Raw genomic sequence first — 13607 nt, 5'->3', positions numbered from 1 at the left:
CGCGGGCCGTTCTGGCTTTATTTGCAATTGCAGACCGGGTCCGCGGGGCAGGGCGCAGACTGCCTGCATCTTTCTATCTGGCAGCCTTTAGTGCCCGCCCGAGCATGGCGCCGTCTATGCATACTGGTCAGTGCGGCCCGGCGCCTGCGGTCTCACGACTCTAGGAACGCTTCATGAGCGAGCGCGACGTAGACGCCGAATTGGTCGCCCGCGTCCAGCGCGGGGATAAAAAAGCTTTCGATCTGCTGGTGCTCAAGTACCAGCGCAAGATCCTGCGGCTGCTTGGGCGCATGATCCGCGATCCCTCGGAAATCGAGGACGTGGCCCAGGAAGCCTTCATCAAAGCGTATCGCGCACTGCCTCAATTCCGGGGCGAAAGCGCCTTTTACACCTGGCTTTACCGCATTGCCGTCAACACCGCGCGCAACTGGCTGGCCTCGGCCGGCCGTCGTCCCAGTGCGCCAAATGCAATAGAAAGCGAAGACGGTGAAACTTTTAACGAAACAGACAACCTAACAGACATCAGCACGCCGGAATCCATGGTCGCAAGCCGGGAAATCGCCGAGACGGTCAATGCCGTTATCGATGGTTTGCCCGAAGAGTTGCGCACGGCTATCGTGCTGCGTGAGATCGAAGGTATGAGTTACGAAGACATCGCCCAGAGCATGGACTGTCCAATTGGAACGGTACGCTCGCGCATTTTCCGTGCGCGGGAAGCCATTGCCGCCCAATTGCGTCCGTTGCTGGATACCGATGCCGAGCGTCGTTGGTAAGGAGCGGCAGTCATGCAGTCAACAGCAAAATCCGCGGTCGAGACCGAATTATCCCTAGAGGAATCGTTGTCCGCGTGGATGGACGGAGAGTCGTCCGACATTCATTTTTCCGAATTGGCCAGCGAGCAAGGCCGCCGTACCTGGGACACTTATCACCTGATAGGCGATGCCCTGCGTAACTCGGATCTTGCCGTGCGTCCGAGCGCGGACTTTCAGGCGCGGCTGTCGCGCGCGCTCGATGCCGAGCTGCCTATCGTCGCGCCGCAGCGACGTCGTTCGCCCATCCGGATGGGCTTGTCTGGCCTGGCCGTGGCCGCCGCCGTGGCGACCGTTGCCTGGGTGGCGCAGCCGTATGTGATGGGCGGCGCTACCGGCCCCGGCGAGATTCGTACGGTGGCGGACGCCTCCCTCAACGAAACTCCTGTATTACGTGATTACCTGGAAGCGCATCGCCAGATGGCGGGCCCCAGCGCCGTGCGTCAGGTGTCTTTCGATGGCGGAGTAGGACGTTGATCGCGCAGCTGCAACAGTTCTGTCGTCCCGTGTTCAATCGTGCCCGGTCGATGCGCCGGCCCGTCGATGGCGCCGCGTGGGCCTTCGCGGCCTTGATGCTTGTTGGGTTCGCGGCGAGTCAGAATAGCGCCCAAGCGCAAAGCGCTGGCCCGGATGCCGCCGTGCAGTTGCTCTATGACATCCAGCAGGCGGCGCGCAAGCAAGACTACTCGGGCGTCTTCATGTACCAGCAAGGCGAGGCTATACAGTCTTCGCGTCTGGTGCATCTGGTCGATGGCACGGGCGAACGCGAACGATTGGAAATCCTCGATGGTCAGCCGCGAGAATATCTGCGGCACAACGATGAGATTCAGTGCCTCATCCCCGAGCGTAAAACCGTCTTGATGGAGCCGCGCCGGGGCGACCGCTTTCCGGGTTTGCTGCTCGGTAACCCGAAAGAATTGGCGCAGTACTACGACATCCGTTTGCAAGACGGCATGCATCGCGTCGCGGACCGCCAATGCCGGCTGATCACGATTCAGCCGCGTGACGGACAGCGTTATGGTTATCGCCTCTGCGCGGATGCGAAGACCAACTTACTGCTGCGCGCCCAAACGGTCGATCATGACCAGCGCGTCATCGAACAGGTGTCGTTCTCGTCGATACGCGTGGGTGATGGGGTAGATCCAAAAGAATTGCAATCTCCGTGGAACATTCGTGACTGGAAGGTTGTCCAACCCCCCGTTGAGCCCGTAGACCTAGCTGCGCAAGGCTGGCGTATTCCTGCCCCAGGCGGTTTTGTAGCGGTTATGCAAGTCGCGCGCTCAATGGGACGCAACAAGGTCAATCAACTGGTGTTGTCGGATGGCCTCGCGGCGATTTCGGTGTTCATTGAGCCCTACGATAAGCAGCATGAACAACCGATGGCCGAGGGTGCTGTGCGGCGCGGTGCGATCAATATTTACAGCACGCGCATCGCGGACTTCTGGTTGACCGCGTTGGGTGAAGTCCCGGCTGCGACATTGGAACAGCTGGCGACCTCGACTGAATACGTCCCGGTTTCGAAGTCACAATAACGAGCCTGTAAAAGGTCTGGGGAGTTTTCGGAGTTCTCTCTCATGGAATCACATTCAGTGTCGACCCCTTTTTTGCGGCGCTTTGCCCCCACCGTTCTCTCGGCTGTTCTGCTGGCCGGCGCTTTCGGACCGACGGCGCCAGCTCTAGCTCAAACGCCTCCGGCGGCGGCTGGCCCCGCGGTGGCGCTGCCTGATTTCAGTGCGATCATCGCCAAGGCGGACCCCGCGGTCGTCAACATTCGCACGACGGCTACCGTCCCCGTGCGCGCGCCCGGCGCCACCAACGATCCTTATGAATTGTTCCGTTGGTTCTTCGGCCCCGATTTCCAGGGTCCCGGCGTGCCACAACCTCAGCCAGCCCCGCGCCAGGCGCCGGAAGAGCGCAAGGTGCCACGTGGCGTGGGCTCGGGTTTCTTTATCTCGGCCGACGGCTACATCCTGACCAATAACCACGTGGTCAGCGACGCAGCGGACATTTATGTCACGTTGACCGACGGCCGCGAATTCAAGGCCAAGGTCATTGGCACCGACGAGCGCACGGACGTGGCACTCATCAAGATCGACGCCAAGGACATGACGCCGCTGAAGATCGGTGATCCCAAGCGCTTGCAGAAAGGCCAATGGGTCCTGGCTATCGGATCGCCCTTCGGTTTGGATTCGACGGCAACGGCAGGCATCGTCAGCGCCATCAGCCGTGATACCGGCGAGTATCTGCCTTTCATCCAGACCGACGTTGCGGTCAACCCCGGTAACTCGGGCGGACCGCTCATCAACCTGAATGGCGAAGTGGTCGGGATCAACTCGCAGATCGTGTCGCGCAGCGGCGGGTTCATGGGTATCTCGCTGGCTATTCCTATCGACGAGGCCATGCGCGTAGCCGACCAACTGCGCGAGAACGGCAAGGTGACGCGTGGCCGTATCGGCGTGCAAATCGGCGAAGTCGGTAAAGACGTGGCTGAAGCCATCGGTTTGCCCAAGGCCGAGGGCGCATTGGTGAGCAACGTCGAGGCCGAAGGCCCGGCAGGCGACGCCGGTGTACGCGCTGGCGACGTGATTGTGTCCTTTAACGGCGAAGCCGTGAAGCGCTGGTCCGATTTGCCGCGTATCGTCGGCCAGACCAAGCCCGGTACACGCGCCGATATGGAAGTCTGGCGTCGCGGCAAGATGGTCACACTGTCGGTCAAGGTTGGCGAGTTGCAGGCGAAGTCGGCCGAGGCCGCCAGCAAGGCCAAGCCCGAGGCGGAAACCAGCACCAACGCCCTGGGACTGATCGTGGCGGACGTGCCCGAAGAACTGCAGCGCAAGCTGGGCATCAAGGGTGGCGCGCTGGTCCGTGCTGCCTCCGGGCCGGCCGGTGCGGTGGGCCTGCAATCGGGCGATATTGTGCTGGCGCTGAACCAGACCGATATTACCGATGCGGCGCAGTTCAACAGCCTGGTTGGCAAGCTCCCCAAGGGCAAGGCGGCCGGTTTGTTGGTCCGTCGTGGCGAGCAGGCGCAGTGGGTTGCGATCGAGCCGTCCAAATAAGCAGCAAGACCGGCTAAAATAGCTGGTTGCCACAAGAAAGGGGGCGCAATGCGCCCCCTCGTTTTTGCGAGTCCCTGGGCTAATACGCGGTCGGGCGGCTAGGCACGGCAGCCCGTTTTCGGTGGCTGCTTGAATTGACTTCCACGCCGTGCGCCTGGTGCGCGCGTTTTGTCCCTTATAAATCCACTCTATGCAGCATATTCGCAACTTTTCCATCATTGCCCACATCGATCATGGCAAATCGACCTTGGCCGATCGGCTGATCCAGCGTTGTGGCGGGCTGGAGGCGCGTGAAATGTCCGCGCAGGTGCTGGATTCCATGGATATCGAGCGCGAGCGTGGCATCACTATCAAGGCCCAGACGGCGGCGCTGGAATATCGCGCCAAAGATGGCAAGGTCTATAACCTGAACCTGATCGACACCCCGGGACACGTGGACTTCTCGTACGAAGTCAGCCGGTCGCTCTCGGCGTGCGAAGGCGCGCTGCTGGTGGTCGATGCCTCGCAAGGCGTCGAAGCGCAGACGGTGGCGAACTGCTACACCGCGATTGAGTTGGGCGTGGAAGTCTTGCCTGTGCTCAACAAAATGGACTTGCCCCAGGCCGATCCCGATTCGGCTCGCCAGGAAGTCGAAGACGTCATCGGCATCGACGCCAGCGAAGCCGTGCTTGCCAGCGCCAAGACTGGTATGGGCATCGACGAGATCCTCGAAACCGTGGTCGCCCGCGTGCCGCCGCCGGTGGGCGACCCGGATGCGCCCTTGCAGGCACTCATCATCGACTCGTGGTTCGATAACTACGTGGGCGTTGTGATGCTGGTGCGTATCGTCAACGGCGTGCTGCATCCGAAGGACAAAATTCATTTGATGGCCTCGGGCTCGACGCATTTGTGCGAACAGCTCGGTGTCTTCACGCCCAAGTCTCAGCCGCGCACGAAGCTCTCGGCCGGTGAGGTGGGCTTTATCATCGCCGGTATCAAGGAACTGGCCGCAGCCAAGGTGGGCGACACCATTACGCTGGCCGGCAAGCCCGCGCCGGCACCGCTGCCGGGCTTCAAAGAGGTCAAGCCGCAGGTGTTCGCCGGTCTCTATCCGGTAGAAAGCTCGGAATACGACCAACTGCGTGATTCCTTGGAAAAGCTCAAGCTCAACGATGCCGCGCTGATGTTCGAGCCCGAGGTCTCCCAGGCGCTGGGCTTCGGTTTCCGTTGCGGCTTTTTGGGTCTGCTGCACATGGAAATCGTGCAGGAGCGCCTGGAGCGCGAATTCGACATGGACATCATCACCACCGCGCCGTCGGTGGTGTACGAGGTCGTGCAGCGCGACGGCACGTTGGCCGTGATCGACAGCCCGGCACGCATGCCGGAGGTCGGCACCATCACCGATATCCGCGAGCCCATCGTCAAAGTGACGCTGTTCATGCCGCAGGAATATGTGGGCCCGGTCATGACTCTGTGCAACCAAAAGCGCGGCATTCAGATCAACATGAGCTACCACGGTCGTCAGGTGCATTTGACCTACGAAATCCCGCTGGCCGAAATCGTGCTCGACTTCTTCGATAAGCTCAAATCCGTCTCGCGTGGCTATGCGTCGATGGACTACGAGTTCCTCGAATACCGTTCGGCCGATGTGGTGAAGGTCGACCTGCTGATCAACGGCGACCGCGTCGATGCGCTTGCCATGATCGTGCACCGCGCCAACGCACGCTATCGTGCGCGCGACGTGGTCACGCGCATGCGTGGCCTCATCCCGCGCCAGATGTTCGATGTGGCGATCCAGGCTGCCATCGGCGCCGAGGTGATTGCCCGCGAAAACGTCAAGGCGCTGCGCAAGAACGTGTTGGCCAAGTGCTATGGCGGCGACATCACCCGCAAGAAGAAGCTCCTGGAAAAGCAGAAGGCGGGTAAAAAGCGCATGAAGCAAGTCGGTAGCGTGGAAATCCCGCAAGAGGCCTTCCTGGCTATCCTGCAAGTCGAAGACAAGTAGTCAATAAAGAAGGCGGCCCTCTATGAGTTGGAATTTCGCGCTGATCCTGTTCGTGCTGTTGGTGGTGACCGGCGTAATTTGGGCGTTGGACATCACGGTGCTACGCCAGCGGCGCGCAGCGCGCGGGCGCGAGGCCGCCGCGGCGGTAGACACGGGCTACGTGACCGATCCGCAGGAAGCCACGCGCATGCGCCAGGCCGCCCAGGAATCGGCTGCGCGCGCGCCCTGGTGGGTGGAATATGCGGTCAGCTTTTTCCCGGTCATCTTGTTTGTGTTCGTGCTGCGATCTTTTGTGGTCGAGCCCTTTCGCATTCCGTCGGGTTCCATGCTGCCGACCTTGCAGTCGGGCGATCTGATCCTGGTCAACAAGTACGACTATGGCGTGCGTCTGCCTGTCATCGACAAGAAAATCATCGACGTGGGCTCGCCCCAGCGCGGCGATGTGGTGGTGTTTCGCTATCCCGTCGATACCAGCGTCGATTACATCAAGCGCGTCGTGGGTCTGCCGGGCGACGAGGTCGCCTACGTGGATAAAAAGCTCTACATCAACGGCGAGCTTGTGCCGCACGTCAAGGACGGGGAATATTTCGAGCCAGACCGCGTCTCGTACATCGCGCAATACAAGGAAAAGCTGGGCGAAGTAGACCACCAGATCTTGCTGGACGAGAATAAACCCCAGGTATACGGCCCGATCTGGCAGTTTCCTTACATCCAGAACTGCCAGTACGCCCGCAATGGAGTACGCTGTAAAGTACCTGAAGGCAATTATTTCGTCATGGGCGACAATCGGGACAACAGTGCCGACAGCCGTTATTGGGGTTTTGTCCCGGACGAAAACATCGTCGGGAAAGCCTTCTTTATTTGGATGAACTTCAGCGACCTCGGCCGCATTGGCAGCTTTAACTAACATGTCACTAGCCACGCTGGAAACCCGCCTGGACTATCGCTTTCGCGATGTGGGCCTGCTCGAGCAGGCCCTGACGCATCGCAGCCATAGTGCCCGGCACAACGAGCGCCTGGAATTTCTGGGCGATTCCGTACTCAATTTCGTTGTGGCGGCCCTGCTGTTCGATCGCTATCCCAAACTGGACGAAGGCGATTTGTCCCGGGTGCGCGCCAATTTGGTCAAACAAGCGTCGCTGGCGGACATCGCCCAGCGCCTGGAGCTCTCGCAGTATCTGCACCTGGGCGAGGGCGAACTCAAAAGCGGTGGATTCCGCCGCCCGTCTATTTTGGCTGATGCGGTCGAGGCGATTTTTGGCGCGGCGTTCCTGGATGGCGGGTTCGAGGTGGCGCGCAGAGTCATATCGCATCAATACGAACCCGTGCTGGCCAGCGTTGACCCGGCCACGCTCGGCAAGGACGCCAAAACCTTGTTGCAAGAGTTCCTGCAGGGCCGAAAGATGGCTTTGCCGCAATATACCGTCGTGGCGACGCACGGCGCTGCGCACAATCAGCAGTTCGAGGTGGAATGTTCGATCCCAGCCTTGGACATCAAAATCGTTGCCCCGGGCGCGAGCCGTCGCGCCGCCGAACAAGGTGCCGCCAAGATGGCGCTAGAGGCGGCGTTGGCCGCCAGTCCTACCGGACGTCCCGCCCGCAAATCGGGCAAAGCCCGTAAAACCGCGCAGCTGTCACTCCCGGTGGCCGTTGCTCAAGAGATCAAATGAGCGATATTCCCTTCCGTACTGGTTTCGTGGCCGTGGTGGGCCGTCCCAATGTGGGCAAGTCCACCCTGACCAACGCCCTAATCGGTACGAAAATTTCCATCGTGTCGCGCAAGGCGCAAACCACGCGCCACCGTATTCATGGCGTGCTCACCCGCGAGCACGAGCAGTTTATTTTCGTGGACACCCCGGGCTTTCAGACGCGTCATGGCGGCGCGATGAACCGCATGATGAACCGGGTGGTGACGCAGACCCTGGCCGATGTCGATGTGGTTGTGCATGTGGTCGAAGCCGGCAAATGGTCCGAAGGCGACGCCAAGCTGCTGCCGCTGCTGCCCGATCCCAAGCGCACGATTCTGGTGGTGAACAAGATCGACGCGCTCAAACGGCGCGATGAGTTGTTTGCGTTTGTCTCTAAGCTCGTGGCGCTGCACCCGTATGACGCCGTGGTGCCCGTCAGCGCGCTAAAGTCGCAACAATTGGATCAGCTGCTGCAGGAAATCTCCGCGCGGCTGCCCGAGGGGGAGCCCCTATTCGAAGAGGACACGCTCACTGACCGGCCGATGCGCTTTATCGCGGCCGAGTTGCTGCGCGAGAAAATCTTCCGCCTGGTTGGCGACGAATTGCCTTATGGTTCGACCGTGGTCATCGAGCAGTGGGAAGAAAACGAGGCCGGTGTGCGCGTCGCGGCCTGCGTGGTGGTCGAACGTGAAAGTCATCGTCCTATCCTGCTCGGCTCGGGTGGCGCCCACATGAAGCGTATCGCCACCGAGGCGCGTCAGGACATCGCCAAACTGGTGGATAAGCCTGTCCATCTTGAGGTCTACATCAAGGTGCGCAAGGGTTGGTCCGATCGCGAAAGCGCCTTGCGCGACCTGGGCTATGAGTAGAAGGGCGCATCGCGTCCAGGATTGCCCGGCATTTATGCTCCACGCCACGCCGTGGCGCGAAACCTCCCTGATTGTTCAAAGTTTTTCCCGCGACCATGGCTGTGTGGCCCTGGTCGCCAAGGGCGCCAAGCGCCCATATTCTGTCCTGCGACCGGTCTTGTCGGCCTTTCAGCCGCTGCTGCTGTCGTGGAGCGGCTCGGGCGAAGTCAAAACCCTGACCCGCGCCGAGGTCGCAGGCATTCGCCCGCTGAAAGGCACCGCGCTCATGTCTGCCTGGTACATGAACGAACTGCTGCTACGCATCTTGCCGCGCGATGACGCGCATCCCGCACTGTTCGACGCGTATGACTTTGCCTTGCAGCAACTCGCCGAAGGCGGGCGCGCGGCCGGCGCCTTGCGTCGCTTCGAATGGACGTTGCTGGCCGAGACGGGCTACGGCATCGAAGGCGCCTTGCCCGACTTTGACGACCCGACTATCGAGGCCGGTTTGCGGCAAGACCTGCGTGAGCGTTTGGCTGCCAATCTGGTCGGGCGGCCTTTGTCCACGCGACGTGTGCTGCTCGATCTGCAGCGCCTGTAAATCCACAGCACCCGCAAACAATAAAGGCTACGCATTGCGTAGCCTTTATTGCGTCTGCCGATGCCTCACGGCATCGTAGAAGCTTAGTCCCGATTGCCGCCGAAGATGCCCAGCAGCATCAGCAGGTTCGAGAAGACGTTGTAGACGTCCAGATAGATCGCCAGCGTGGCGGACACGTAGTTGGTCTCGCCGCCATTCACGACGCGTTGCAGATCCACCAGCATGAAAGCCGAGAAGATCACAATCGCAAGCACCGAAATGGTCAGCATCAGCGCGGGCAACTGCAGGAAGATGTTGGCCAACGCTGCGACCAGAATCACCACCGCGCCGGTAAACAACCATTTCTGCATGCCAGACAGGTCACGCTTGAGCGTCGTGGCCAGCGTGGCCATCGTGCCAAACACCACGGCGGTGCCGCCGAACGCTGTCATGACCAACTGTGCGCCATTGCCCATACCGAGCACGAAGCCCAGCAAGCGCGAGAGCATCACGCCCATAAAGAAGGTAAAGGCCAGCAGCAGGACCACGCCCAGCGAACTGTTCTTGTTCTTCTCGATGGCGAACATCAGGCCAAAGGCGCCAATCAGGAAGATGCCCGCCGACAAGCCGGGGCTGGCCATCATGACCTGGTTTATGCCCGTGTACAGACCCACCGCCGCACCCAGCACGGTCGGGATCAATGACAGCGCCAGCAGCCAGTAGGTGTTGCGCAGGACTTGATTGCGGACGACTTCGCCCGGGGCGCCGGCCAGGGTGCCGGAGCGGTTAAATGGTGAAGGACGGTACTGATTCATGATGGACGGCTCCTGTGTACGGCAAACGCAAGGGTTGCCCCAAGTACTTAGAGAGATAGGATACCTTACAGTTCCCTGAAAAATCTACTTATCTGGGAAATTCGGGGCTGATCAGTCGAGTCTTACCCTATATGAGGGCATCCATCCCTTAGACAAGGCATGCCGATGCAAGTTTTGCGACTTCTCGGGGCAGCACGCATCTTACAGGCGTAGCGCCGCGGCAAGTCCGCTCTCAGGGAAAGTCTGGATACGTTGACGGCCTACGGCCCGCGTTCTGATCAGCCCGGCCGCACCTGGCGCACCGCGCGGTCAATAAGGGCGGGCAGTTCCGCCTCCAGCCGGCTGCGCAGGTCGGCGGCTGCGTCCTCTACCGCCTGATTCAGCGCCTGCTCCAGTTCCGCTTGCAGCGCGGCTCTGAGGACGGTCAGCGTTGGATCAGCGCTGCCCGTCGACGCGGGTACTGCGTGCTGCGGGCCGGCGGCATCTGCGATGCTCGGCTCGGCCGGCATGTCGGGATGGGCGGCTACGTCCGTCAGGACAGGAAAGTCGTCATCCGAGGGGCCCACCGGCGCTTCGTACGCCGTTCCCAGAGACGGTTCGGCGCGTTGCGTGAGGGTAGGAATCCCGGGATCCGTGTACTGCGGCATAGAGTGCTCCTGCTTGGCTTAAGCCAGACGTCCGGCCAGATCGTGGGCATGCAACGTATGTCCGGCGGCCTGGTAGGCACGCCAGCGTTGACGCGCGTTCTGGACATCCGAAGGTTCGGTGGTCACGATCTCGAGTAAGCGGGGAAACGCCTCGTAGCCCGGCGGGCACTCGTCGTCGAGGTTCATGAGCCAACGCGCGTCGGCGGCATCCGCTGCGTCCGCCACGGGCGTTGCTGCGGTCAGCACAATGGGCGTGACCGCCGCGAGCGGGTCCGTGGCCAGCACATGAGGCACGAACGCGACGTCGTCAAAAGCCCAGAGCAATCGGTCGAACGCCGTGAGGCGGGCGCCTTCACTGCAATATACCACCAGCCGCTGGCCTGCCTGATAACGCTTGCGCGCCACCTGGCAGGCCGCGCGCAGCCGGTCGTTGGCCCCAAAGGCGAAATCAATTCGCGTCATGGGCCCACACGCGCGGGCAAATGCCGGTCAGGGCATTGCAACTCCCACATGATCAGGCCTGATCCAGCAGGAATTGCATCAGTAGCGGCACCGGACGGCCGGTCGCGCCCTTGTCCTTGCCACCGCGCCACGCCGTGCCGGCGATGTCCAGGTGCGCCCAACGATAGGCTTTGGTGAAGCGCGACAGGAAGCAAGCCGCCGTCACCGATCCGGCCGGGGGGCCACCGATGTTGGCGATGTCGGCGAAATTCGACTTCAGCTGTTCCTGGTAGGCATCGTCCATGGGCATGCGCCAGGCGGTGTCGAGCGACTGTTTGCCAGCGGCCAGCAACGCGTCGGCCAGGCTGTCATCGGTCGAGAAGAGGCCCGTGTTCACGTGGCCCAGCGCCACTACGCACGCGCCCGTGAGCGTGGCGATGTCGATGACGGCCGAGGGCTTGAAGCGCTCGGCGTAGGTCAGCGCGTCGCACAGGACCAGGCGGCCTTCGGCGTCGGTGTTCAGGATCTCGATGGTCTGCCCGGACATGCTGGTCACGACGTCGCCGGGTTTGTTGGCCTTGCCGCTGGGCAAGTTCTCGCAAGCCGGGATGAGACCCACGACCTCCACGGGCAGCTCCAATTCCGCCAGCGCGCGGAACGTGCCAAGTACGCTGGCCGCGCCGCACATGTCGTATTTCATCTCGTCCATGGTCGCCGCCGGCTTGAGCGAAATACCGCCCGCATCGAATGTGATGCCTTTGCCGACTAGCACAACCGGACCGGTCTTGGCCTTTTTGGCAGCCTTGATCTGATGGCGCAGCACGATAAAGCGCAGTGGTTCCTCGGACCCACGGGCCACGGACAGGAACGAACCCATGCCCAACGCCTCGACTTGCTTACGGTCGAGCACTTCGGCCTTCAGCGAGGGGAACTCGCGGGCCAGTTTCTTGGCCGTATCGCCGAGATAGGTGGGGGTGCAGACATTGCCGGGTAAGTTGCCCAGCGTGCGGGTCAGGTCCATGCCGCGAGCGATAGCGGCGCCTTCGCGCAGGCCTTGCTGCGCGGCCGCGACATCGGCGCGCTCGACGACTTGTACGATCTTCTTGAGTTTCGGACGATCGTCGCGGTCGGGCGAGCCAAACGTGGCGTCATAGTGGTAGGTCGCAGCGCCGGCGGCAATGGCAGCGGCGCGAGCGCGTGCGCGTAGATCGACGCCTTCGATCGCAATCGCGGCCAGCGTCGACACGCCTTCGGTGATCCGAGCGCTGACGCAGACGGAGGCGAAGGCCTGTTCGGCCTTGGCATGCGCGCGCGCGTTGTATTCGTTTTGCTTACCCAGGCCGACCAACACGACACGTTGCGCGGTCACGCCGGGCAGGGCGCGCAGCACCAGCGTGTTGCCGGGCCGGCCACGAAACTCGGTTTTGACGATATTGCGCAACGCCTGGTTGCTGGCGCGATCGATGACATCTGCGGCGGGGCTGAGTTCGCCATCGGCAAAGACGCCAACCGCCAATGCGGCCGTCTTGATTTGGTGCGGGGAAGCGGTGGTCTGTGTGCTAAATTCCATGAAGGATTCCCGTGTGCGTGGTGCAGTGCGGTTGATTATCCCGCATATTCTCACATGTCTTTATTTAAACGGTCTGTCGTCACTGAAATCACCAGCCACGCTGGGGTCGTGTTTTCCACCTTGATTGTCGTCTGGCTGAGCGTGCTGCTGGTCCGGCTTTTGGGTGAGGCCGCCGGTGGCTCTATTGGCGCGGACGTCGTATTCGGACTTGCTGCTTTCTCTACCATTACCGCGCTGCCGACGGTATTGGCGGTGTCGCTGTTCATCGCCGTATTGACGACTGTCACGCGCAATTATCGCGAGTCTGAAATGGTGGTGTGGTTTGCCAGCGGACTGTCGTTGGCGGACTGGTTGCGTCCTGTGCTGCGGGTCGCGGTGCCGGTGGCAATTGTGGTGGCGTTTCTGACCTTGGGTGCATCGCCTTGGGCATATCGCCAGATCGCGGAATATCGCGAACGGTTCGAACAACGCTCGGACCTGTCAAAAGTCGCCGCCGGTCAATTTGCCGAGTCCAACGATGGCCAGCGCGTGTTTTTTGCGGAGGCGCCGACCTCCAAGGATCACGAGTTGGGCAATGTATTTGCCCGCGAAACGGGTCCAGAGTGGCATAGCGTCATGACTGCTGACAATGCACGCATCCAGACCGAACCCAATGGTGACCGGTTCCTGGTGCTCGGCAGCGGCCATCGCTACGACTTAAAACCTGGCACTCCCGAAATTCGGTTGGTCGATTTCGATCAGTATGGGGTGCGCTTGGAGAGCAAATCGGGCGACCCGATGGCCGAGGCTCGCGCAGCGGCAGAGCGATCCAGCAAGGCGCGGCCGACATTGCAGCTGGTGGCTGACGATACGGACAGCGCCTGGGCACAGATCATGTGGCGAATTTCCCTGCCGATCGCGGCGTTGAATCTGGCTTTGTTGGCCGTGCCATTAGGCGCCGTCAATCCGCGTCTCGGGCGCTCGGGCGATTTGTTGATCGCCGGGCTGGTGGGCCTGCTTTATATGAATCTGATGAATCTCTCCAGAGCCTGGATCAGTAGCGGCAAGCTGCCGTTCAGCGTGGGGGTGTGGGCGATTCATGCCGTGGTGTTCGCGTTTGCCATGTATTTGTTATGGCGGCGTTTGCGGGTAAAGGCACCCAAAGACGCGTAATTCCCAGGGTTGCC

The 13607-nt window shown here is 61.3% G+C and carries 14 protein-coding genes; 10 read left to right on the top strand and 4 right to left on the bottom strand.

Features of this window, described 5'->3' with window-relative positions; all coding sequences use genetic code 11:
• Positions 1–173 precede the first annotated feature (173 nt).
• The 9 genes from rpoE to recO all read left to right on the top strand — a co-directional run bounded on the left by rpoE (position 174) and on the right by recO (position 8989).
• On the top strand, positions 174–773 hold the full coding sequence (gene rpoE, locus GOQ25_RS10205; protein ID WP_160350360.1) for an RNA polymerase sigma factor RpoE: 600 nt from the start codon (positions 174–176) through the stop codon (positions 771–773).
• Between the two features lie 12 nt (positions 774–785).
• Complete coding sequence (locus tag GOQ25_RS10200) at positions 786–1286, top strand: sigma-E factor negative regulatory protein (protein WP_160350359.1); 501 nt, start codon at positions 786–788, stop codon at positions 1284–1286.
• 50 nt (positions 1287–1336) lie between these two features.
• Positions 1337–2341, top strand: a complete 1005-nt coding sequence (locus GOQ25_RS10195; RefSeq protein WP_160350401.1) for a MucB/RseB C-terminal domain-containing protein — start codon at positions 1337–1339, stop codon at positions 2339–2341.
• Between the two features lie 42 nt (positions 2342–2383).
• Positions 2384–3868 carry a DegQ family serine endoprotease gene (locus tag GOQ25_RS10190; RefSeq protein ID WP_160350358.1) on the top strand — a complete coding sequence of 495 codons (1485 nt, stop codon included), beginning with the start codon at positions 2384–2386 and terminating at the stop codon, positions 3866–3868.
• 190 nt (positions 3869–4058) lie between these two features.
• Entirely contained in the window at positions 4059–5852 is a 1794-nt protein-coding gene (gene lepA, locus GOQ25_RS10185) for a translation elongation factor 4 (protein WP_160350357.1), read from the top strand.
• 22 nt (positions 5853–5874) lie between these two features.
• Entirely contained in the window at positions 5875–6759 is an 885-nt protein-coding gene (gene lepB, locus GOQ25_RS10180; protein WP_160350356.1) for a signal peptidase I, read from the top strand.
• Position 6760: 1 nt separating this feature from the next.
• Positions 6761–7522, top strand: coding sequence for a ribonuclease III (rnc, locus tag GOQ25_RS10175; protein ID WP_160350355.1), 762 nt, complete (start codon positions 6761–6763; stop codon positions 7520–7522).
• Complete coding sequence (gene era, locus GOQ25_RS10170; RefSeq protein WP_160350354.1) at positions 7519–8409, top strand: GTPase Era; 891 nt, start codon at positions 7519–7521, stop codon at positions 8407–8409. Before rnc ends, era begins: the two co-directional genes overlap by 4 nt.
• Positions 8402–8989: a DNA repair protein RecO gene (recO, locus tag GOQ25_RS10165; protein WP_160350353.1), complete on the top strand. Its 588-nt coding sequence runs from the start codon at positions 8402–8404 to the stop codon at positions 8987–8989. The genes era and recO overlap by 8 nt, the downstream gene beginning before the upstream one ends.
• Before the next feature lie 83 nt (positions 8990–9072).
• On the opposite strand, the gene GOQ25_RS10160 is transcribed toward recO, so the two are convergent.
• From GOQ25_RS10160 to GOQ25_RS10145, 4 genes are all read right to left on the bottom strand, one after another.
• Positions 9073–9783 (bottom strand): Bax inhibitor-1/YccA family protein, encoded by a 711-nt coding sequence (locus GOQ25_RS10160; RefSeq protein WP_160350352.1) that lies wholly within the window; start codon positions 9781–9783, stop codon positions 9073–9075.
• 278 nt (positions 9784–10061) lie between these two features.
• Entirely contained in the window at positions 10062–10430 is a 369-nt protein-coding gene (locus GOQ25_RS10155) for a hypothetical protein (RefSeq protein ID WP_160350351.1), read from the bottom strand.
• Between the two features lie 18 nt (positions 10431–10448).
• Positions 10449–10892, bottom strand: coding sequence for a DNA polymerase III subunit chi (locus GOQ25_RS10150; RefSeq protein ID WP_160350350.1), 444 nt, complete (start codon positions 10890–10892; stop codon positions 10449–10451).
• 52 nt (positions 10893–10944) lie between these two features.
• The gene (locus GOQ25_RS10145; protein ID WP_160350349.1) at positions 10945–12441 is read right to left on the bottom strand and encodes a leucyl aminopeptidase; all 1497 of its coding nucleotides are present in this window, start codon (positions 12439–12441) and stop codon (positions 10945–10947) included.
• Between the two features lie 54 nt (positions 12442–12495).
• Here GOQ25_RS10145 and lptF point away from each other — a divergent pair, with 54 nt between their 5' ends.
• A complete protein-coding gene (gene lptF, locus GOQ25_RS10140; protein ID WP_160350348.1) occupies positions 12496–13593 on the top strand; it encodes an LPS export ABC transporter permease LptF in 1098 nt (365 codons plus the stop codon).
• The last annotated feature ends 14 nt before the right edge of the window (positions 13594–13607 follow it).

Origin of the sequence: Bordetella sp. 15P40C-2, from assembly GCF_009763235.1 — a bacterium.
In the GTDB taxonomy this organism is placed as follows: Bacteria; Pseudomonadota; Gammaproteobacteria; order Burkholderiales; family Burkholderiaceae_B; genus Bordetella_A.
This window is presented reverse-complemented; position numbering and strand designations above follow the sequence as displayed.

Coding starts and splice junctions, on each gene's coding strand:
- rnc (WP_160350355.1), top strand. CDS start 6,761: ATGTCACTAGCCACGCTGGAAACCCGCCTGGACTATCGCTTTCGCGAT.
- GOQ25_RS10160 (WP_160350352.1), bottom strand. CDS start 9,783: ATGAATCAGTACCGTCCTTCACCATTTAACCGCTCCGGCACCCTGGCC.
- lptF (WP_160350348.1), top strand. CDS start 12,496: ATGTCTTTATTTAAACGGTCTGTCGTCACTGAAATCACCAGCCACGCT.
- GOQ25_RS10190 (WP_160350358.1), top strand. CDS start 2,384: ATGGAATCACATTCAGTGTCGACCCCTTTTTTGCGGCGCTTTGCCCCC.
- lepA (WP_160350357.1), top strand. CDS start 4,059: ATGCAGCATATTCGCAACTTTTCCATCATTGCCCACATCGATCATGGC.
- GOQ25_RS10195 (WP_160350401.1), top strand. CDS start 1,337: ATGCGCCGGCCCGTCGATGGCGCCGCGTGGGCCTTCGCGGCCTTGATG.
- lepB (WP_160350356.1), top strand. CDS start 5,875: ATGAGTTGGAATTTCGCGCTGATCCTGTTCGTGCTGTTGGTGGTGACC.
- era (WP_160350354.1), top strand. CDS start 7,519: ATGAGCGATATTCCCTTCCGTACTGGTTTCGTGGCCGTGGTGGGCCGT.
- GOQ25_RS10145 (WP_160350349.1), bottom strand. CDS start 12,441: ATGGAATTTAGCACACAGACCACCGCTTCCCCGCACCAAATCAAGACG.
- recO (WP_160350353.1), top strand. CDS start 8,402: ATGAGTAGAAGGGCGCATCGCGTCCAGGATTGCCCGGCATTTATGCTC.
- GOQ25_RS10150 (WP_160350350.1), bottom strand. CDS start 10,892: ATGACGCGAATTGATTTCGCCTTTGGGGCCAACGACCGGCTGCGCGCG.
- GOQ25_RS10200 (WP_160350359.1), top strand. CDS start 786: ATGCAGTCAACAGCAAAATCCGCGGTCGAGACCGAATTATCCCTAGAG.
- GOQ25_RS10155 (WP_160350351.1), bottom strand. CDS start 10,430: ATGCCGCAGTACACGGATCCCGGGATTCCTACCCTCACGCAACGCGCC.
- rpoE (WP_160350360.1), top strand. CDS start 174: ATGAGCGAGCGCGACGTAGACGCCGAATTGGTCGCCCGCGTCCAGCGC.